Genomic DNA, 19,150 nt, shown 5'->3' on the forward strand with positions numbered 1-19,150 from the left:
CTCTTCTAGAAGCGGAAAGTGAGGTCGACGAGCAGACGCAGATCGGTCTCCCGATCACCGTCGTAGGGCCGGTTGATCACACTGAACAAGCCGCCCACCTCGAACACGTCGTTCCAGGCATAACGCTGACCGTAGCCGAGCATCGCCATGCCGCCGGTGCCGTGATCACGCTGGCTGTAGGTGCCCGCACCGGCCTGGAACTGCTGGCTCCACGAGGTTTCGTAACGGTGGTAGAGCACATGGTTGACGTTGACCGTCGGCATGACGCTGAAGTCCGACTTCGGGTTGAAGTACGGCACATCTTCGGAATTGGAGTTGTGGCTGGTGCCGACTTCCAGACCGGCATCGACCTGCACGTTCGGCGCGCTGTACACACCCTCACGCCCGGTGAGCAAGGCCTCGACGCGGTTGTTGCCATCGCTGAAATGCGACGGGCTGACCGACAGTCGCCACTCGCGGCTCTCGTTGGCGCGCCAGCGGATGAACGCGTTGCCGCCATTGGCCTTGATGTCGCTGTTGAGCGCACGTAACGGAGTCTCGGCCGACAGATAGGCGAAGCTGCCGCCGTACTGCCAGTGGTCGTCGATGTCGCGGGCAATCGCGATGCGCGCCCCCTGTTTGGCGCCATAACCGTAATCGTGGTTGGAGACCTCGGCTTCCAGGCTCATGTCGCGGGTGCGCCGTTCCAGGCCAACGCGCTGGAAGCGGTCGGTACCGGTGCCTTCGGCAAAGTCGCCGGTGGCATAACCGGCGCCGACGAACACGCGCCAGTCTTCATCGATCGGCGGGCTGTACAGGGTGCTCTGGATGCCGAAATCGCGGCTACCACTGACCGCGCCCCCGCCACTGCTGCCGCCGCCATTGGCCTTGCCGCCATAGGCTTCGACGCGCAGTTCGGACATGTCGTGCACTTCGCGCTCACGGGCCGCGCGCTGCACCTGGCGGTTGTCCGGGAAACGCTCGACCACGTCATCGGTCAGCGCATCCATCTGCCGCCATTCCTGCAAGCTCATCGCGGTGCGCGCCTGGGCCACTTCCAGGCCTCTGTCGCGGGGCACGATGCTCTCGGTTTCCTTGAGCTGGTTTTCGGCGCGGCGCGGCCACTGCCGGGCCAGGTACAGATCGGCCTGGGCCAGGCGCAGGCCCACGTTGCCCGGCGCCTGATCGACCAGCGTTTGCAGGCGTTCCTCGCCATGCGGCAGGTCGGAGCCATAGGTGCCGGCCTGCGCCGCGAGTTGTTGGGCGTCCATCCATTCGTCGTTGGGGTTGCCGATGGGCAGGCCCTTGAGTTCGACCCGTGGTTTCTGATTCTTGGCGGCTTCTTCGGCAACTTTGCGCGCCTCGTCGACGCGGTCGCTTTCCAGCAGCGAGTAATACAACGCCGTGCTGTCTTCGAGGCGATCGCCGACATCCGCATCCGGCGCCGACAGCACTTGGCGATACAGGTCGGTGGCGATTTCCGGCTGGCGCTGATCCAGATACGACGCCGCCACCCAACGCAGGGCGTAGGTCGGAATCTTCACGCCTTCGGCCTGCAGCTTTTGGTATTCGTTGATCACGTCAGCGGTGCGCGCCCGGGCCTTGAGCGCACCCATGCGGTCGATGCGCCAGCGAATCACGTCATCGTGGGCGCTGGTGTCCGGGGTCCAGGTGGCGAGCAATTTGTCGTAATCGGCCAGTGCGCGGTCGGCGATCACGTAGCGTTCCTTTTCGCTGCGCGAAGCGAGTTCGGCCAGACGCACGCGCTCGGCGGCCAGATCGCCTTCGAGGCGCCGAAAAGTCACCGGGTCGATCAGCCCGGGGCGTTGATTGGCAAGGCGCAGCGCCGGTTCCGGCAGACGCGCCTTTTGCAGGGCGACCACGTACTCACGAGCGACTTCCGGCTTGCTGCCAGCGCGGATGAACGCTTGATCGTATTCAAACAGCGCGTCGTATGGCTTGCCAACGCGGGTCAGGGCGTAGCCCAGCGCGAGGCGACGGGAGGGATCATCAGGTTTGGCGGAGACCAGTGCCTTGGCGCGGGTCACGGCTTCGTCGGGTTTGCCCGAGTCTGCCTGCGTCAGGGCCAGCCCCAGTTGCAGGTCGGCGTTGTCCGGTTCCAGCGCCAGGGCCTTGGTGTAGACCTGGATCGCCTGATCCCAGCGCTTGAGATTGCGATAGGCGCGTGCGGTGGCGGTCAGCGCCTGCACCGGCAGCACCCGGCCGCGGCCCTGGGTCTCATAAACCTGCACCACTTCGGCATCCAGGCCGGCCCAACTGGCGATCTGCAGGTGATCGCTGATCTGCCCGGTGGTCGCCTGGCCGGGCGGCACCTGACGCAGCACGTTCAGCGCGGGCGTGGTCTGCCCGGCACGGGCATCACGCACCATCTGATCATAGGGAGTATCGGCAAACGCCAGCGCCGGCCAGAGCAACTGGCTGCACAGCGCAACGCGAAACAACGGGCGTAAACCACGATGTAGAACGGGAACATCAATACGCGGCATTCGTCAGCATCCTTACATGGCCAGCCGGGTCGCAATGCCCCCCTTGCCCACTCGTAACGGAGGCTGAGCCCATGAAGACCCAGCCAAGCTTAGTCAGGCAGTCTTGCATGCAAGCGTAGTCGAATATCCAGAACACAATAATTGTTCAGAATCGTGGCGCGGGCTCAGCCGAAAACCCGAGCACCAGACAGCAAAACGCCCGGCGTCTGCGCGATACAGAGGCCGGGCGTTGCTATTTAGAACGCAGTATTACTGCACTTGCGTGACGCCAGCGAACTTGTTCATCAGGAAGCCGACGAACTGCTCGACGGTCATCTTCTGGCCGTTGAATTCCACTTGATTGGCGGCGTAATGCAGTTTGGTCACGACATTGGTGCCGTCGATGGTCGCCAGTTGCGAACCGACCGCCATGCCGGAGAACATGTCGGCACCGGCACTCGCCTGGTCGACGATGGCTTTGGCGTCGGTCTGACCGTCGAGCTGCGCCTGGACGCTGAGCAGATCGATCAGCATCGGCTTGGACACCTGGACATTCAGGTCCAGCAGCGCGATCAGCTGTTTGGCCAGTTGATCCGGCGGCAGGTCCATCGACGGCGGCTTGGTCAGGTCGATCACCAGACTGGCGCGGCTTTCACCGTTGGCAGTCTTCAGCGACAGGTTTTCCAGCGCGACCTGAGGGCCGGCGCCCAGCAGTTTCTGCAGATCCGCCTTGACCTGCGCTGACTCGGCTTCAGTCAGGTTCAGCTCCGGCGCCGGCAGGCCGGCTTCGGCCGCGGCCGCCGCTTCTTTCTCGTACGGCTGCAATTTGGTCTGGTAGATCTGCATCAGCGACATCGTCGAAGGGATGTCGAGGTTTTTCAGGCTCATGGCCATGCTGGCCGAACCGATTTTCTTGTCGTTGAGGGTCACTTCGCCGACCTTGTAGTCAGCACGGCCCGAGGCGTTGCTGCCGCTCTCTTCGGTGAGGTTCTTCATTTCGAAGTTCTTCACGCCGAGCACCGACTGCTTGGGCCCGAAGGTGGTTTTGCTGTTGGTCAGCTCGAGGGTGTTTTCCCCGGTGTAGTAGCCGTAGCTGCTCTTGGTCAGGTTGCTGGCCAGGGTCAGGCCGTTGAGTTCGACCTGCACCGGCGCCTGGTCTTGCGACACGGTGACCAGTTTCAGGTTGTCCATGTAGCCGTCAGCCTTGACCTTCTGCGCCTGGGCACTGGCGGAGATGTTCATGGTCAGGCCGGAAAATTTCAGGCTCGACTGCTCGTCCAGCGCGGTTTCCAGCGGCAGCAGCTCGAGGCTGCTGGTGGTGGATTCGTCGTAGCCGATGTTGGTCACGCCTTTGAGCGGCGCGGCGCCCTTGGCGGCGGCAAACCATTTTTCGGTGGCCGGGCTCTTTTCCAGCTCGTAGTTGCTGGTGGCCATGACCGGCAGCCACTTCAACGACACCAGACGCGAGAACGGCAGCGGGCCGTGCTCGATGTGGTCGACGAACAGCAGCTCGACCGGCGCCTCACCGAACATCTCGCCTTCGCCCTTGAGGCGGTAGTGCGCGGTGCTGGTGAAAGTGTGACGCTCCAGCGACACCAGTTCCAGCGACGCGCTGCCATTGGAACCGGCCATCGCGGTCTGCAGCTCTTTGTTGGCGTTGGTGACGGCGTTGTTCAGCACGCCTTCGATCTTGGTCCCGGTATACCAGGCCCCGCCGGCGCTGATGGCACCGATCGCAACAACAATCCCGAGAAGCACGCCTGCTGATTTATTCATGAATGACCTGATCAATGTCCGTGGCTGAAAGTGTGGTCGTCTTCCCTGAACCCGTGACCGGGTCGCGGCTCGACTCCGCTGAAATTAGCGATGGAGATTAGCACTGGCAGCGCGAGGCAGCCCAATGTTTAAAGGTTAAAGAGTGTCTATGGGGAGTGTGGACAGCTGACAGGCAGGGAGAGTTGCAGTGTTTTTGAGGACGCTATCGCGAGCAGGCTCACTCCTACAATTGGAATGCTTTCCCGTGTAGGAGTGAGCCTGCTCGCGATAGGGCCACTGGATTCGCAGTAGATCAGGAATACTGAACCTCGATCTCATCGAGTTGATGATCAAAGCTCTTCAACCGCGCCGTCCAGGTGTACACCAGCACCTCAAAATCGCGATCGATCACCGCCCCGTCCGGCCCATCGGCCCGAGGGTCGCAGAAGTCCAGCTGATAGCGTTCGCGAGCCATGGCCGTGGCGACATCCGACAACTCACGGGCGTTATTGAGCCAATGCCAGCCTTCATCGGCAATCTGCTTGTCGAGTTCCAGGCACTGTTTTTTCAGGGCTTCGAGGCTTTTTTCCAGCGGCGTGCCGGTGAGTTCGCCCATGACTTCGGCGAAGGTGCGCCCCGGCTGCCAGTAGCTACCCCAGAAGTAGCGATCGAACACGGTTTCGACTCGGCGAAGGGCGACTTTGGTGTCCCAGATCAGCACCAGGGTCTTGCCTTGTTCAAGCTGTCTTTTCTTGACCCGCTGCACCTGGATCGACGCCCAGGCAACCACCACGATGGCCATCACTGCGATCAATGCCGTGACGCTGTCGAGGAAAACCATGGCCTTGTCGATCTGGTGGGCCAGCATGATGCCGTAGAAATAGGTGGCCGACAGCAGCACCAGTGCTACCAGGGCGCACCAGAAGCCGAGAGCGTAAGGGTTTTTCATTATTGGTTTCCCCTAGACCAGCGCTAGCAATGTGCGCTGAAAGGGTGCGTTGCTCGGCGCCCCCTTTCAACACTTCAAAGCATAGCAACGGCTTCAGGGTTTGCTGGCGCTTGAGGCTTGCGTTCGTCCGCTTTCCCAACCGCCGCCCAGCGCGAGGAACAAATCGACCTGACTCATGGCGACCTGAGTGTTGGCGGCGGCCAGTTGTGCGGTGACGTCGGTGTAGGTGCGGGTCGCCTGCAGGTCGGCGAGGAATGACTCACGCCCGGCCTGGAAGAAGCGATGGGTCTGGTCCGCCGCCAGTTTCGCCGACTGCTCGGCGTCGGCCAGCGCATCGCGGCGTTGCAGCAGCGCGCTGTATTGGGCCAGGCCGGTCTGGGTTTCGCGGATGGCGTTGAGCACCACGCCATCGAAATGCGCCAGCGCGCCCTGTGTATTGGCTTCGGCTTCGCGGATACGCGCTCGGGCGCCATTGGTCGGCACCTTCCAGCTCAGCGACGGACCAAAGCCCCAGCGGTTGGTCGATGGATCGCCAAGGTCGGAAACAATGCCGACGGTGCCGATGGTCGCGCCGATGCTGATGTCCGGGTACAGCTCGCCGGTGGCGACACCGATGCCGGCCGTCGCGGCGGCCAGACGACGCTCGGCCTGGCGCACATCGGGCCGACGCTTGAGCAGCGCCGCACCGTCGCCCACTGGCACCAGTTGGGCGATTTTCGGCAGTTCGGCGCAAGTGGCGGTGCCGGCCGGCAATTGATCGACCGGTTTGGCCAGCAGCATTGACAGGCGGAACAACCCGGCCTGACGCGCCGCCTCATAACGCGGCATGTCGGCGCGCAACGACTTGAATTGGGTTTGCGAACGGGTGACCTGGGTTTCATCGCCACGCCCGGCATCGCGCAGGCGCTGGATCAGCGTGGTGCTTTGCGATTGCAGGTCGAGGGAATGCTGGGCGATTTCCCGCTCTTCGTTGGCGGCGCACACCTGGGTGTAGGCACGTACCACGTCCGCCACCAGGGTGATGCGCGCGGTGTCGGCCGCCGCTTGCGTGGCATCGGCATTGGCTTTCGCCGCTTCGATCCCGCGTTGCAGCGTGCCCCACAAGTCGAACTGATAAGAGGCACTGATGCCGATGTCCGCGACGTTGGCCACCGGCACTTTTTCCGGCAGCAGGAACGCCTGACCGGATTCCTGCAAGCGCTGCGCGCCCATCTTCACGCCGCCGCTCCAACCACCGGCCGCTTCGGCTTCATCGACCTGTGCACGGGCCCGCGACAGGTTCGCCGCCGCCACGCGCAAGTCGGTGTTGGACGCCATGGCCTGCTGCACCAGTTGGTCCAGACGCGGGTCCCGATACAAGCGCCACCAGTCCGCCGGCACCGGCGCCGAAACCACCGGTTTGCCCTCCACGGCCAGCTCGCCCTGCAAGTCCTGGCGCTGAACCGCGGCGTCAGCGGGCAGGTGATAGTCCGGCCCGACCATCTGACACGCCGAGAGCAGCATGCCCAACCCGGCGATCATCAGGACCCTGCTCATTGCGCAGGCTCCTGCTTGTGCTCGTCGATGATCGACACGGTGGCGGTACGTCCGGCGATCATGCGGAAGTCTTCCGGCACGTCGTCAAAGGCGATGCGCACCGGAATCCGCTGCGCCAGACGCACCCAGCTGAACGCCGGATTGACGTTGGGCAGCAGGTTATTGCCGCTGGTACGGTCGCGGTCTTCGATGCCGGCGACGATGCTTTCGACATGCCCGCGCAGCCTGGCCTTGTCGCCGATCACCCGGATGTCGACAGACTGGCCGACATGAATGCCGTCGAGTTTGGTTTCTTCGAAATAGCCGTCGATGTGGAACGAATTGCTGTCGACCACCGACAACACCGGACGCCCGGCGGTGACGAACTCCTGCACCCGCGGCGCGCGGTCGTTGACGTAGCCGTCCACCGGACTGCGGATCACCGAGCGGTCGAGGTTGAGCTGGGCGCTGTCCACCGCCACCAGCGCTTCGGCCAGCGCCGATTGCGCCCTGGCGACTTTCGACTGGCTTTCTTCCAGCTGTTCGGCCGGCACCAGGTTGCCCAGGCCACGGTTACGCTTGGCTTCACGTTGCGCCTGGGCGAGGGTTTCTTCGCGATCGGCAACTGCCGCTTTGGCCTGACGCAGGGCCAGTTTGAAACGGTCCTGGTCGATGCTGAACAGCACCTGGCCGCGCTTGATCAACTGGTTGTCCTTGACCTCGACCTGCTGGATCAGCCCGGACACGTCCGGGGCGATCTGGATGATGTCGGCGCGAATGTGCCCGTCGCGGGTCCACGGCGCAAACATGTAATACATCACCATGCGCCAGACGAGAACGACGGCGAAAGTCACGATCAGCAGGGTCAGTACCACGCGACCGATAGTCAGAAACGGTTTTTTCATGTCATCAGGTATCGACTGAGTGAGTCCACGCCGTACAGCAGCACGGCGTAGAGAGCCACGTTGAACAATGCCCGGTGCCAGACCAGACGGTAAAAGTGCACACGCGTGAGCACGCCGTGCACCAGCAAAAACAACACATAGGTGATGCCCATCAGCACCAGCAGGGTCGGCAGGAAAATGCCGCTGATATCCAGATCACCGATCATAGGGGCGCTCCATCGGGCAGCGGTTCTTCGGCATCGCTCGTGCTGACGAACTCCACGCCGGGCAACAGCGCCAGGCGCAAACCGCTCAAGGCATGCAACAGGTTTAGCCGGGTTTCCTCGTCGCCGTGGCCCTTGAGCGCACGGCGCGCGCGGTCCATCGTCATCAACAAGGGGCTCGGTGCCGGCAAGCGTTCACCCGCCTTCAGACAAGCGCGAAAATACTCGCCGACCTCAGCCACCACTTGTTGCAGCAAGGCATTCGGCGCACCTTCTACACGCGGGGTGTAAGCCAGCAGATCCAGCAGGTTCAGGCCCACGCGCACTTCACGCATGGCAATGCCGGTGTCCTGACCGGTCATGGCCAGTCGCGGCAGGTGCTGCATCAAGCGGTCGAGCAGTTGCACGCCCAGGTGCCGATGTTCGGCGAGGTTGGCCGGCTCGGTCATGTGCACGATGTCTTTCCAGCTGAAGCGGGTCAGGCGCTTGGCGGCCAGTTCGACGCCGAACGGGCGGGCGATCAGGGTCCAGATGAACGCGAACAACAGGCCCATGGGGCCGGCCAGGTTGGAGTTCACAAAGGCATAGAAGTCCGCGTCGTACGCGCCCTGAATGCTGATGAACGACGAGGTGTTGACCAGCGTCAGGAGCATGCCGAGGAAGAACCGTGGCTGCACCGTCAGGGTGCCGACACAGATGAATGGAACCGCAAACGCCAGTACCAGCATCGGGAAATCGTGCAGGTTCGGCAGGATCAGAAACAGATAGAGACTGGCGAACAGCACCGACATCCCGGTCCAGAAAAAGAACCGATAGATCTGCGGCGCCGGATCGTCCATCGAGGCGAAGAAACTGCACGCTACCGCCGCCAGAATCACCGCGCTGCCACCGTCCGGCCAACCGAGCAAGATCCACAGCACGGAGGCCACGATGATCGCCAGAATGGTCGAGGCCACCGAATACAGCATCATCCCGCGGTCGAGAAACGGCGTCAGTCGCCCGAGGCGCCAGTGCCGGTACACCGCGCGCCAGCTGTCCTGCCGCTCGCAGAGAATCGCGTCCTGCAGACTGCGACAGTCCTGCCACAGATCGATGAATTCGCCGAGGCGATAAATCGCGTTGGAGAACAGCAATTGCTTGCGGTCTTCCAGCGCCTCGCAGCTCGGCTGCAAGGCCTGAAGCTGATCCTTGAGAGCCTGCCAACGCGCCAGATCGGCGTCATTATGGCCGAGCCATTCACGGGTTGCGGTCAGCAGCGGGGCAAACTTTTCCACCAGTTCCGGCGTGCGCCGTTCGAGGGCATAGAGCGAGTCTTCGAGGGCGTCGATCACCGGCAACAGGTGAATCATCCGCCCGCGCAGTTCCTTGGTATTGCGTACGGTTTGCGGACGGGCACCCTCGTGGGGCAACTGGCCGATCATCAATTCGAGGCTGTTGAAATTGGCGACCATGGCCATGCGCAGGGCCGTGACTTGTTCCGGCTGCACATCGCGGCTGAGAAATTTCAGGCTGTAAGTGGTGGCATCGGCGAACCACTTGCCCACCGCGTCGTTGAACACCGGCGCCAGGCGGCGCGGCCAGAACATCGCGCCGATCACCGCCGCCACGGCGATACCGAGAAAAATCTCTTCGGTCCGGGCTTCCGCCACGTCCCACACCGCCAGCGGGTTATCCACCGTCGGCAAGGCAATCAGCGGCAGGGTGTAGCCGGCCAGCATCAGCGCGTAGCTATTGGCGGTACGCAGGTGCAGCGACAGGAACAGCAAAATCCCCGTCCACAAGGCAATAACCACCACCAACACATACGGACTCTGCACGAACATCGGCACGAACAGCACCGCCGCCGCCGCCCCGAGAAAAGTGCCGATGGCGCGGTACAAGGCTTTGGAACTGGTCGGCCCGAGAAACGGGCTGGAGACGATGTACACCGTAGCCATCGCCCAATATGGACGCGGCATCTGCATGAGCATGGCGATGTACAGCGCAATCATCGACGCTGCAAAAGTGCGGACCCCGTAGAACCAGTCCCGGGCCGGCGGAATGCCAGAGAAAAAACCGTTCAAGAATTGATCACCACAGGCGGATTGGCCGCCTCAAAAGCTCGCAGTACCCGAAGCGTAGCCTCCAGATCACTCTGGTCGATGCCTTCGAGCACTTCATGACGCAGACGTACCAGTTCGACTTCCACCGCGTGCACCAGTTCGCGGCCGGTGTCGGTCAGGCTCAGGCATTTGGCCCGGCGATCCTGCGCATCTTCGGTGCGACAGACATACCCGGCGTGGCACAACTGATCGAGCAGACGCACCAGCGACGGACTCTCCATTCCGGCCGCCTGCGCCACCTGCACCTGCCGCACGCCCTCGCCCAGGCGCCCGATCATCAAGAGCGGGACAGCGCAGGCTTCGGAGATGCCATAGTTGACCAGCGTGGTCTGGCAGATCTTCCGCCAATGCCTGGCGGCCACCACCATGGCACTGCTGATGTTCATCTGGAGAGCGTCGAGGGAATTCGGCACGGGGAAATGCACACTGTTAGTTTGCTAACTATCAATATCGCATTGGCGGGGAATTTCAGTCAAGTTTTGAAACAAATTGGCTATCCGTCGAAAGGCAGCGACAAGGTCAGGACGTATTCAGCGTTTTTTTGCATTCTCGTACACGCTGCTGCGCTCGCGCTTTCCTACCGCGACTACAGAAACGACCACTCGCTCATCGATTACTTGATAGACCAAACGATAGCCAGAAGCCCTGAGTTTGATTTTGAAACAGTCAGGCATTCCATGAAGCGCATCAGCCGGCACTCTTGGCATCGCCAACCGTTCGGCGAGCTTTTTCTTGAATTGATCCCGAACCGTATGACCCAGCTTGTTCCACTCTTTATGAGCAGACGGTAGAAACTCGAGCTTATAGGTCATCCAGGCTTACCGAAATGGGCGTTTCATGGCTGCGGGAACGAACGATTTCAGCCAACTCCAAATCATCAAGTCGCTCCATCATGGCTTCGTAAACATCGGCCGGCACCATGTAACCCATGACGCGATTGTGGTTCAGTACAGCCACAGCTCCACCGTGTGCACCGCTTAGCACTGCTGAGGGATTTTTCTTCAACTCGGAAACACTGACAGCCATATCGGCCAGAATATTTTGCATAATAAAGACCTCAATTAAGGTCTTTATATTGGTCTATTTTTAGCTCACCGACAACTTGTAAAAATGGTCAGGTGCCAAGCGGTTTCCTGCTGGTTACCCCCTCCCGTCCCTTACGCAACAACACATTCAACTGATCCACCACTTCCGCCCAATCGGCATCATCAAGAATCTCGCCGCGCAAAAAATCCGCTTGGCTCTTGGTCCAGAAGAAAGCGTCGGCAAGGTGCAGTTCGGGTTTGAGCGGTGAATGGGTGGCGATGAATTGGTCGATGCTGGTCGGGTCGTTGTCCAGACCCAGCTGTTTGAACAGGGATGGCAGGCTGTGGGTTGGCTGCTCCATGGCTGGACTCCTTGAAGAAAGTGGTGAGTGGAAGATTATTCGCGAGCAGGCTCGCTCCCACAGGTTTAGCGCGAATCCCTGTGGGAGCGAGCCTGCTCGCGAAGGCGGCAGTGGCAATGCCAAAAACCCTAATGACTCAACTCCTGCACCTCGGCATGCGGCACCATTTTCAGGAATTCGGGCATGCTCATGTGCAGCAGGTAGTTGTGGTTGCCGGCTTCCAGGTAGATATCTTTCTGCCGGGTCAGCAGTGGGTCGATGACCATGTCCAGGCCGTAGGAGTCCCCCAGCGGCGGCACCGCGCCGCGTTCGCAGTCATCGAAGATATGCGCCAGGTTGCTCTCCCGGGTGACCTGCCATTCGCCGCGGTTGCGCACTTTGCTCAAATCCAGATGCCGGCTGGCCGGCAGCACGGCCATCAGGTAATGCCCGTGGTGGTCATCGAGAATCACCGATTTGGCCACGCGTTCGGCGGGGACCCCGGAAACCCGTGCGGTTTCCAGGCTGCTGGCCGAGTGTCGGTGGGCCAATACGTCATATTCGCAATGCGCCCGGGTCAGGCTGCTTTGCACTTTTTTTGCCATACGCATGCTGCACCTCGGTGTCACGCTGAACGTTGTGCCTGTTCTGCTGAGTCTAGTTCGACAAGCCACTGGCGAAGGGAAATCCGCTCACCGGACACATCTGTTCATTGATCAAAATTCATCCAGCGCCAGCCTCAACTAGACTTAAGGAACCACCCCCATGACTCTCCCGGAGGGTCACGTGAACAGTCGATGTTGTGCGTTTGCCTTGTTACTGCTGCTCAGCGGCCCGGCCCTCGCGGCTGATGTACCGCTGACGGCGGTCAATCCGGTCGGCCTGTGGCTAATCACCTTCGGCATTGCCTTTCTGATCGCCGAAGCCGCGCTGCCCAACTACGGGGTGATCGGCCTCGGCGGGATCATCATGTTCGTCATCGGCGCGCTGATTCTGGGCAACGCCGAGTTGCCGGTGCCGATGATCATCGGCCTTGGCCTGATCAGCGCCCTGCTGCTGATCGCCTTGATCGTTCGCGCCTTGAAAACCCGGCCACGCCACGCCGTCAGCGGTGATGCCGGGCTGGTCGGCAGCGTGACGGCGGTGACCACCGTGCAAGCGGAAAACGCGCACAACGGCTGGGTGCAATTGCAGGGCGAACATTGGCAGGTGCACAGCACGACAGCGCTGCACACCGGGCAAACGGTGCGCGTGGTCGGGCGTAAAGGCTTATTGCTGAAAGTCGCCGCGACTGACGCGGTGCGACACGGAGAGTGATCATGGGTCTGCAAATCGGTTTTGTTGCACTGCTGCTGTTGGTGATCGCCCTGGCCGGCTCGACGTTCCGCATCCTGCGCGAGTATGAGCGCGGTGTGGTGTTCCAGCTCGGACGCTTCTGGCAGGTCAAGGGCCCGGGGCTGATCCTGCTGATTCCGGTGGTCCAGCAAATGGTCCGGGTCGACCTGCGCACCATCGTCCTCGATGTACCGCCGCAGGATGTGATCACCCGCGACAACGTCTCGGTGAAGGTCAATGCGGTGCTGTACTTCCGCGTACTCGACCCGCAGAAGGCGATCATTCAGGTCGAGGATTTCCTTTCCGCCACCAGCCAACTGGCGCAGACCACCTTGCGCGCGGTCCTCGGCAAACATGAACTGGATGAGCTGCTGGCCGAGCGCGAGCAGTTGAACATCGACATCCAGCAGGTGCTCGACGCCCAGACCGACGCCTGGGGCATCAAGGTTGCCAACGTCGAGATCAAGCACGTCGACCTCAACGAATCGATGGTGCGCGCCATCGCCAAACAGGCCGAAGCCGAACGGGAACGCCGGGCCAAGGTGATCCACGCCGAAGGCGAACTGCAGGCCTCGGAAAAACTCATGCAGGCCGCCGAAATGCTCGGCCGCCAGCCCGGCGCCATGCAGCTGCGCTATATGCAGACCTTGAGTTCGATTGCCGGCGACAAGAGCTCGACGATTGTCTTTCCGTTGCCGATCGAGTTGCTTAAAGGGATGGCGGACTTGTCGGGCAAGTCTTGAGCCCTGTGCAAGCCAGCGATCATCCGCCCGGCTTATCGACGCTTGGCACCCTCACATACAGGCGTGCAAAAGCGCCTCCTGCATGGACATCGCTCTGCCGCTGCCAGCCCTCGGGCAATGCCGCAAACTCATAGGGTTCATCGAGCGTGCCGATCAGCCACACCCGCGTGCTGCCCTTGGACAAATCACCAAGCTGATCGAGGTAAACCCCCTCGCCGACCAAAGTGCCGAACCCGTACGCGTTGGGACGCGTGGAACGCCCGTCCGCCGCAGGTGGCGTGTACAGGCGGACCTGCGCGTCGGTGCGGTTGTAGTAGATGTAACTGAGGTACCACATCATGTCGCTGGTGACGATCCGGTCACCCTCGGTGAAGTGCCGGTTGACGTAGTCGACCACCACGCTGAACTGATCATTGCTGTCGACCGTGGCGTTGTTCTTCACGCCCACCAGCTCGACACCCACGAACAGCACCAGAATCGCCAGCGCCAGCACGCGAAAGCCTGTGTACAAGCGATCGACCGCCAGCGCCACCAGCATCGGCAACCCCAGCGCGTAGACCGTCACGTAACGCTCGATGAACACCGGCGAGACGAACGACACGGCAAACACCAGCAGAATCGGCACCACGCTGTAAGCCAGCAGCAACAGGCTGCCGCGAAACACACTGCGATCACGTCGCAACGCGACGCCGATCACTGCCACCAATGCCAGTGGCAAGAGCCAGAACAGCCACGCCGGCAAGGTCAAACCGTCGTCCTGAATCAGCAACGACCAGACCATCGATGGCAATGAAACGAGGGTCACCGGGTCTTCCCAACCGATGTCGTTACTGGCCTTGAGTTCCGGGACGTGCTGCAGCAGATCAAGCAGATTGGGCACCCACGGCAGGTACAGCAGCGCGATCATCAGGTTCGCCAGCCACCAGCCGGGGCGCTGGATATGCCGCAGCCGATACCCCGGCTGCACGCGCACTGCAGCCAGGTATAGCCAGTGGCTGATCACGCACAGAACGGTGAAGTAATGGGTGTAGAACGCTGCCGTCATCAGCAGCGCATAGGCCACCAGATAGCGATACCGTCGCGGCTGACGCCCCCAGTAGACCAGCGCAATCGTCGCCCCGATCAACCACATGCCGAGAAGCGAATACATACGCACTTCCTGGCTGTAACGCACCGCCGTGGGCAACAGCGCCAGCATCAGCCCGGCCAGCAGCGCGGCGCGACGGGTAGCGAGCAGATCCACCAGCCAGACCCCGAGCCCGACGGTAATGATCCCCGGCAACGCGCTCATCAGACGAATGGACAGGATGCCGTCACCGAACAGGCCGATCCAGCCATGCAGCAACATGAAATACAGCGGCGGGTGCACGTCATGGGCCGCATGCCCCCAGATCTCGGCCAGCGCAAACCGACTCAGCAGGACACTGGAACCTTCATCGAACCAGATCGACGCCGCCGTCAGGTCGTAAAAACGCACCACCGCCGCCAGCAGCATGATCGGTAACAGCCAGTGTTCTCTGGCCCAGCGAATCAGGCGCAGGGCAACCAGCCATGCCCCCGGGACCGCGCGTGGATCCTGCGTGTCGCCAACCGGCGTTTCTCTGTGTGCCGCCATTGCGTCCTCTTGCTGCGGAATTTCTCGAACGGAAGGCCCCGAACCTGCCCGCCACTTTAGGTCAGCCACCGTAGAGCCGTCGATGTCGCCGTGCTGTTTCACGACATCCGGCAATCCGCTCGGCACGGCCCAGCTTCTGCCAACATCTGCTGACCGCGTTCCACACGCTGCTTAATGTGTAACTGCAATTTGGGAAGCGTCTGACATCAATTCTTCGGCGGCCTTGTTAGCGTTGCGCGAAACTGGCTCCGAGACGTTTGTTGCGCGCAAGACCAGGGAAGGTCTGCGCGCAAGCGTTGTATCGACGTCCGAGAGCCTGTGCCCCGTCACAGGACAAGGAATAAAGGATGTCGACCGCCCATGCCTGCTTCAGCCTCTCGCTCAACGACATTAAACACGACCTGCAAGTCCTCTCCTTCACCGGCCACGAATCCATCAGCCAGCCCTACACGTTCGAGGTCGAGTTGGTCAGCGAACGAGCGAACCTGCGCCTTGAAAGCCTCATGCACCAGCAGGCGTTCCTGGCATTCGACCTCGAAGGCCATGGCATCCACGGCGTGGTCAATCGCGTCGCCCGTGGCGATAGCGGCAAACGCCTGACTCGCTACAGCCTGACACTGGTTCCGCGCCTTTCGTATCTGCAGCATCGTTTCAATCAGCGAATGTTCCAGCAGATGAGCGTGCCACAGATCATCACCCGGATTCTCGCGGACAACGGCATTCAACGTGACCTGCACCGGTTTCATCTGGGTGCCGACTATCCGCCGCGCGAATACTGCGTCCAGGCGGAGTCGGATCTGCACTTCATCCAGCGCCTGTGTCAGGAAGAAGGCATTCACTACCACTTCCAGCACAGCCGGGAAAAACACCTGCTGGTGCTGGGCGACAATCAGACGGTTTTCCCTCGTCTGGAGCACCCTACACCCTACCGCCAGGACAGCGGCACGGTTGCCGAAACGCCCGCGATCCAACAATGGCAGGTACGGGTGGAAACCCGCCCTACGGCGGCCGTGCGCCGCGATCATGATTTTCGCAAGACCCGCTTTCTGCTGGAGGCGACCCATCGGCCCGACAACGACGCGGCCCGGCCGGCGCTTGAGGATTATCGCTATCCGGGACGCTTCACCGACGGCGCGCGGGGCAAGCAACTGACCCACCGCACCCTCGAAAGTCATCGCGCCGACTACTTGCAGGCCCGCGGCCACAGCGATCAGCCAAGCCTGGTGGCTGGTCATTTCCTGTCGATCAGCGAGCATCCCTGCGAGGAAAACAATGGGCTGTGGCTGCTGACCGAAGTCAACCACCGCGGCAAACAGCCTGCGGTCCTGGAAGAAACGCTGGGCGAGGCGACCGCCGCCGCTGACGGCGGCTTCATTCAAGGCTACCGGAACGACTTCGTCGCCACCCCATGGGAGGTGATCTACCGTCCGCCGCAATCATTCGCGAAGCCGCGAATCTTCGGCAGCCAGACCGCCGTGGTTACCGGTCCCGTCAACGAAGAGATCCATTGCGACGCGTTCGGTCGGGTCAAGGTCCAGTTCTACTGGGATCGCGAAGGCAACCACGACGACCACAGCAGTTGCTGGCTGCGGCTGGCCTCGAACTGGGCCGGCAGCGCCCATGGCAGCGTGACACTGCCCCGGGTCGGCATGGAAGTGCTGGTCAGCTTTCTCGACGGCGACCCGGACCATCCGGTCGTCAGCGGCTGCCTGATCAACAGCGCCAACCCGGCCCCCTACGAACTGCCGGAACACAAGACCCGCAGCGTGTTTCGCTCGCGCAGTTCACCGGACAACGGCGGTTTCAACGAATTGCACGTGGAAGATCGCGCCGGTCGCGAGCTGATTTACCTGCGCGCCCAGCGCGACCTCGAACACAAGGTGGAAAACGACAGCCGCCTGGACGTCGGCAACCAGCGCCACGAGACCATCAAAGGCCACAGCATCAGCGTGCTACAGGCCGAAGACCACCGCACCGTGCACGGCGACCGCAAAACCCGGCTCCACGCCAGCGACCACTTGCACGTCAGCGGTGACAGCCATAGCCGCGTCGATCAGTTGCAGGCGATCGAGGCCGGTCGGCAGATCCACCTCAATGCCGGCGATCACCTGGTACTCAACGCCGGCAACAGCATCAGCCTCACGGTCGGCGGCGAGCACCTGGTGATCGGTCACGGCGGCATTTTCAGCAGCAGTGCCATCCAGGTCGGCGGCAGTCCCAAGGCGGTTACACCGGCGCGGGCCGCGATGCCCGATGGCGTCGACGACCTGGCGGCGCCAGTGCCACTGCCCGCCGTGCTGGCTTCTACGCAACTCGCGCTGATGACCACCAGCAACGCCATGGGGGCGACCTTCTGCCCGCTGTGTGAGGCCTGTCGCGATGGCGTCTGCCTGCCACAGGAGAACGCCGCATGAGCGAAGCCTTTCCGCGCCGCTGGATGACCCGCCAATTCGCATCAGGGCATGGCCTGTATCTGCTGCTCGACTCGCGACAACAGGAAATTCGTCGGCTCTTGCTGCAAACCAGCGATTTCGAGCATTACCGCATCCTTTACAAAGACACTCCCGCCGCCGAACTGGCAGACAACGGGCCGTTTGTTTTCGCCCTTGAGCGGTATGACGACAAACGCATCGCGCCGCTGCTCGCCCGTCCGGAGGACAACTGGGGCTGGCTGTTCAGCCTGCCCCAAGCATCCCTGCCTGTGTGGGTCGAACACTGGCAGCAACGGCTGATCATCGGCACCCGCCCGCATCAGGCGCTGTACCGCTTTCACGACAACCGTGTGCTGAGCCGGACACTGGCGTATCTGCCCACCGAAGACATGCCGGCCTACCTCGGCCCGACCCTCAGCGTGTGTTACTGGCAGGGCACGCGATGGGAGAGCAGCGACAACCCGGCACCCGGCCGCTACCCGTTGCCGGCGTCGCCCCTGTGGCTGCAAACACCCGCGCCTGCGGAGCAGACCCGCGAGATTCGCCAGCTCAACGCTCACCGCTACCTGCTGGCCGAACACGAACAAGCCTACGCCGACCTCGCGCGAACACAGCCACCGGAAGCCTGGCTGCGTGAACGTCTCGAGCAGGCGGATGAGTGGGGTTGGCAGACACCGCAGCAGCTGGAGTTTCTGCTGATCCACAGCTTGCGCATGCCCGCTCACGGTATCGATGCGCAATGGCAAGTGCGCCCGGGGGAAACGTCGCTGGAGCACTTCGAACGGGTGAGCCATTGGGTGAAAACGATGGGTGGAGAGGCAACGGAGTGAAACGGTTTTTTCGAGGTGCCGGGTTGGTGGGCTGCATGGGGATGTTGTTGGGCTGTGTGGCGAGTCCGCCCAACAGTTTCACCTTCACGGCTGATTTGCCGCCGGGGTTTGCTTATGAAGCTATCGCCAAATACGTGCCCGCAAAAGGAGAAACCTGCACTGTCCCGGACGGGCGAAATACTGCGGTTGGTTACAACCTGAAGTGGCGCGAGCACTACGAGCCGGTTTCAGAAATTGCGATCCACCGGACGGTCAAAGGGTGCCCGTTGGTGATCTGGAAGATTGATCTGGTAATCCGGGCTGCCTACGGAAAAGACTGGGGGGACAAGAGTGGAGACTTCGCAGCGGTCGTTGTACGCGAAGAGCTGGAGTCCCGTTACAAGGGTGTCTTCAACACGGAGGCTGAAAGCCGCTTTTACGGCCAGTGTCAGTGGCTGTTCCGCACGATGGGACCCTACCGTCGCATAGTAAAACTCCTCGACTGCAAAAAAACCGATGAGCTTGGCGCGCTAGCACGAGGTCGCCCTTTTGCCGCCTACACCCTCGATCAACTGCCGGGTAAAACCGTGCGGATGAAGATCGATTTGGCGGCGGAAGAAAGGCCTGCCATCGGCAAGACCTGGGTCAAAGTTCCTAACGGCTGGAAACGCTGCATGGGCGACAACTTCGAAGACCAGTACGCCTTCTGCTTCGGTAACCACATCGATTTCAGCACCTTCCAGATGGTCGATGGCCGCATCTGCACCATCTATCCCGGCTGCACGGAATAAGGAGTGTTCCACATGACGCCACTTGAAAAGGGGTTGCACAGCCTCACCGGGCCTCGCTTGCGGTACATGGCGGTGTTGGGGAGTTGCTTCGCCCTTATGGCTGGCTGCAAGAGCAATCCGCCCAACAGTTTCACCTTCACGGCTGATCTACCGCCGGGATTCGTC

General features: G+C 61.7%; 18 protein-coding genes. 5 read left to right on the forward strand and 13 right to left on the reverse strand.

All coding sequences use genetic code 11. The features are described from left to right. Positions 1–5: 5 nt before the first annotated feature. The 12 genes from pgaA to NN484_RS26615 all read right to left on the reverse strand — a co-directional run bounded on the left by pgaA (position 6) and on the right by NN484_RS26615 (position 11,871). On the reverse strand, positions 6–2,486 hold the full coding sequence (gene pgaA, locus NN484_RS26560) for a poly-beta-1,6 N-acetyl-D-glucosamine export porin PgaA (RefSeq protein ID WP_274658314.1): 2,481 nt from the start codon (positions 2,484–2,486) through the stop codon (positions 6–8). Positions 2,487–2,735: 249 nt separating this feature from the next. Further along, positions 2,736–4,241 carry a YdgA family protein gene (locus NN484_RS26565; protein WP_127648447.1) on the reverse strand — a complete coding sequence of 502 codons (1,506 nt, stop codon included), beginning with the start codon at positions 4,239–4,241 and terminating at the stop codon, positions 2,736–2,738. Positions 4,242–4,533: 292 nt separating this feature from the next. Beyond that, complete coding sequence (locus NN484_RS26570; protein ID WP_127648446.1) at positions 4,534–5,169, reverse strand: NADH:ubiquinone oxidoreductase subunit N; 636 nt, start codon at positions 5,167–5,169, stop codon at positions 4,534–4,536. A gap of 93 nt (positions 5,170–5,262) precedes the next feature. Then, positions 5,263–6,705 carry an efflux transporter outer membrane subunit gene (locus NN484_RS26575; RefSeq protein ID WP_274658315.1) on the reverse strand — a complete coding sequence of 481 codons (1,443 nt, stop codon included), beginning with the start codon at positions 6,703–6,705 and terminating at the stop codon, positions 5,263–5,265. Then, positions 6,702–7,589, reverse strand: coding sequence for an efflux RND transporter periplasmic adaptor subunit (locus NN484_RS26580; RefSeq protein WP_127648444.1), 888 nt, complete (start codon positions 7,587–7,589; stop codon positions 6,702–6,704). Before NN484_RS26580 ends, NN484_RS26575 begins: the two co-directional genes overlap by 4 nt. Further along, entirely contained in the window at positions 7,586–7,795 is a 210-nt protein-coding gene (locus NN484_RS26585) for a DUF1656 domain-containing protein (RefSeq protein WP_047601052.1), read from the reverse strand. The genes NN484_RS26580 and NN484_RS26585 overlap by 4 nt, the downstream gene beginning before the upstream one ends. Next, positions 7,792–9,855, reverse strand: coding sequence for an FUSC family protein (locus tag NN484_RS26590; RefSeq protein WP_274658316.1), 2,064 nt, complete (start codon positions 9,853–9,855; stop codon positions 7,792–7,794). The genes NN484_RS26585 and NN484_RS26590 overlap by 4 nt, the downstream gene beginning before the upstream one ends. Continuing rightward, positions 9,852–10,280, reverse strand: coding sequence for a MarR family winged helix-turn-helix transcriptional regulator (locus NN484_RS26595; RefSeq protein WP_127648442.1), 429 nt, complete (start codon positions 10,278–10,280; stop codon positions 9,852–9,854). Before NN484_RS26595 ends, NN484_RS26590 begins: the two co-directional genes overlap by 4 nt. Positions 10,281–10,424: 144 nt before the next feature. After that, positions 10,425–10,706, reverse strand: a complete 282-nt coding sequence (locus NN484_RS26600) for a type II toxin-antitoxin system RelE family toxin (RefSeq protein WP_215501127.1) — start codon at positions 10,704–10,706, stop codon at positions 10,425–10,427. Then, positions 10,696–10,941 carry a type II toxin-antitoxin system Phd/YefM family antitoxin gene (locus NN484_RS26605; protein ID WP_274658317.1) on the reverse strand — a complete coding sequence of 82 codons (246 nt, stop codon included), beginning with the start codon at positions 10,939–10,941 and terminating at the stop codon, positions 10,696–10,698. The genes NN484_RS26600 and NN484_RS26605 overlap by 11 nt, the downstream gene beginning before the upstream one ends. 67 nt (positions 10,942–11,008) lie before the next feature. Further along, a complete protein-coding gene (locus NN484_RS26610; RefSeq protein WP_215501125.1) occupies positions 11,009–11,281 on the reverse strand; it encodes a DUF2789 domain-containing protein in 273 nt (90 codons plus the stop codon). A 128-nt stretch (positions 11,282–11,409) separates the two neighbouring features. Further along, positions 11,410–11,871, reverse strand: a complete 462-nt coding sequence (locus tag NN484_RS26615) for an aminoacyl-tRNA deacylase (RefSeq protein WP_215501124.1) — start codon at positions 11,869–11,871, stop codon at positions 11,410–11,412. A gap of 154 nt (positions 11,872–12,025) precedes the next feature. On the opposite strand from NN484_RS26615, the gene NN484_RS26620 reads away from it, so the two are divergent. Both NN484_RS26620 and NN484_RS26625 read left to right on the forward strand, forming a co-directional pair. Then, positions 12,026–12,577, forward strand: coding sequence for an NfeD family protein (locus NN484_RS26620; RefSeq protein WP_127648439.1), 552 nt, complete (start codon positions 12,026–12,028; stop codon positions 12,575–12,577). Between the two features lie 2 nt (positions 12,578–12,579). After that, the gene (locus tag NN484_RS26625; RefSeq protein ID WP_127648438.1) at positions 12,580–13,338 is read left to right on the forward strand and encodes a slipin family protein; all 759 of its coding nucleotides are present in this window, start codon (positions 12,580–12,582) and stop codon (positions 13,336–13,338) included. Between the two features lie 19 nt (positions 13,339–13,357). Here NN484_RS26625 and NN484_RS26630 read toward each other — a convergent pair whose 3' ends face one another. Further along, on the reverse strand, positions 13,358–14,953 hold the full coding sequence (locus NN484_RS26630) for a glycosyltransferase family 39 protein (RefSeq protein WP_274658318.1): 1,596 nt from the start codon (positions 14,951–14,953) through the stop codon (positions 13,358–13,360). 347 nt (positions 14,954–15,300) lie between these two features. Here NN484_RS26630 and NN484_RS26635 point away from each other — a divergent pair, with 347 nt between their 5' ends. The 3 genes from NN484_RS26635 to NN484_RS26645 are packed head-to-tail and all read left to right on the forward strand — an operon-like array spanning position 15,301 to position 18,985. Then, positions 15,301–17,367: a type VI secretion system Vgr family protein gene (locus NN484_RS26635; protein WP_274658319.1), complete on the forward strand. Its 2,067-nt coding sequence runs from the start codon at positions 15,301–15,303 to the stop codon at positions 17,365–17,367. After that, a complete protein-coding gene (locus NN484_RS26640; protein ID WP_274658320.1) occupies positions 17,364–18,215 on the forward strand; it encodes a DUF4123 domain-containing protein in 852 nt (283 codons plus the stop codon). Before NN484_RS26635 ends, NN484_RS26640 begins: the two co-directional genes overlap by 4 nt. 35 nt (positions 18,216–18,250) lie before the next feature. Continuing rightward, on the forward strand, positions 18,251–18,985 hold the full coding sequence (locus NN484_RS26645; RefSeq protein WP_274658321.1) for a hypothetical protein: 735 nt from the start codon (positions 18,251–18,253) through the stop codon (positions 18,983–18,985). The last annotated feature ends 165 nt before the right edge of the window (positions 18,986–19,150 follow it).

The organism is Pseudomonas serboccidentalis (assembly GCF_028830055.1).
Lineage (GTDB): Bacteria > Pseudomonadota > Gammaproteobacteria > Pseudomonadales > Pseudomonadaceae > Aquipseudomonas > Aquipseudomonas serboccidentalis.

What these genes read in the sequence shown, in the direction of transcription:
- pgaA (WP_274658314.1), bottom strand. Translation starts at nt 2,486, where the DNA reads ATGCCGCGTATTGATGTTCCCGTTCTACATCGTGGTTTACGCCCGTTG.
- NN484_RS26565 (WP_127648447.1), bottom strand. Translation starts at nt 4,241, where the DNA reads ATGAATAAATCAGCAGGCGTGCTTCTCGGGATTGTTGTTGCGATCGGT.
- NN484_RS26570 (WP_127648446.1), bottom strand. Translation starts at nt 5,169, where the DNA reads ATGAAAAACCCTTACGCTCTCGGCTTCTGGTGCGCCCTGGTAGCACTG.
- NN484_RS26575 (WP_274658315.1), bottom strand. Translation starts at nt 6,705, where the DNA reads ATGAGCAGGGTCCTGATGATCGCCGGGTTGGGCATGCTGCTCTCGGCG.
- NN484_RS26580 (WP_127648444.1), bottom strand. Translation starts at nt 7,589, where the DNA reads ATGAAAAAACCGTTTCTGACTATCGGTCGCGTGGTACTGACCCTGCTG.
- NN484_RS26585 (WP_047601052.1), bottom strand. Translation starts at nt 7,795, where the DNA reads ATGATCGGTGATCTGGATATCAGCGGCATTTTCCTGCCGACCCTGCTG.
- NN484_RS26595 (WP_127648442.1), bottom strand. Translation starts at nt 10,280, where the DNA reads ATGAACATCAGCAGTGCCATGGTGGTGGCCGCCAGGCATTGGCGGAAG.
- NN484_RS26600 (WP_215501127.1), bottom strand. Translation starts at nt 10,706, where the DNA reads ATGACCTATAAGCTCGAGTTTCTACCGTCTGCTCATAAAGAGTGGAAC.
- NN484_RS26605 (WP_274658317.1), bottom strand. Translation starts at nt 10,941, where the DNA reads ATGCAAAATATTCTGGCCGATATGGCTGTCAGTGTTTCCGAGTTGAAG.
- NN484_RS26610 (WP_215501125.1), bottom strand. Translation starts at nt 11,281, where the DNA reads ATGGAGCAGCCAACCCACAGCCTGCCATCCCTGTTCAAACAGCTGGGT.
- NN484_RS26615 (WP_215501124.1), bottom strand. Translation starts at nt 11,871, where the DNA reads ATGCGTATGGCAAAAAAAGTGCAAAGCAGCCTGACCCGGGCGCATTGC.
- NN484_RS26620 (WP_127648439.1), top strand. Translation starts at nt 12,026, where the DNA reads ATGACTCTCCCGGAGGGTCACGTGAACAGTCGATGTTGTGCGTTTGCC.
- NN484_RS26625 (WP_127648438.1), top strand. Translation starts at nt 12,580, where the DNA reads ATGGGTCTGCAAATCGGTTTTGTTGCACTGCTGCTGTTGGTGATCGCC.
- NN484_RS26630 (WP_274658318.1), bottom strand. Translation starts at nt 14,953, where the DNA reads ATGGCGGCACACAGAGAAACGCCGGTTGGCGACACGCAGGATCCACGC.
- NN484_RS26635 (WP_274658319.1), top strand. Translation starts at nt 15,301, where the DNA reads ATGTCGACCGCCCATGCCTGCTTCAGCCTCTCGCTCAACGACATTAAA.
- NN484_RS26640 (WP_274658320.1), top strand. Translation starts at nt 17,364, where the DNA reads ATGAGCGAAGCCTTTCCGCGCCGCTGGATGACCCGCCAATTCGCATCA.
- NN484_RS26645 (WP_274658321.1), top strand. Translation starts at nt 18,251, where the DNA reads ATGGGGATGTTGTTGGGCTGTGTGGCGAGTCCGCCCAACAGTTTCACC.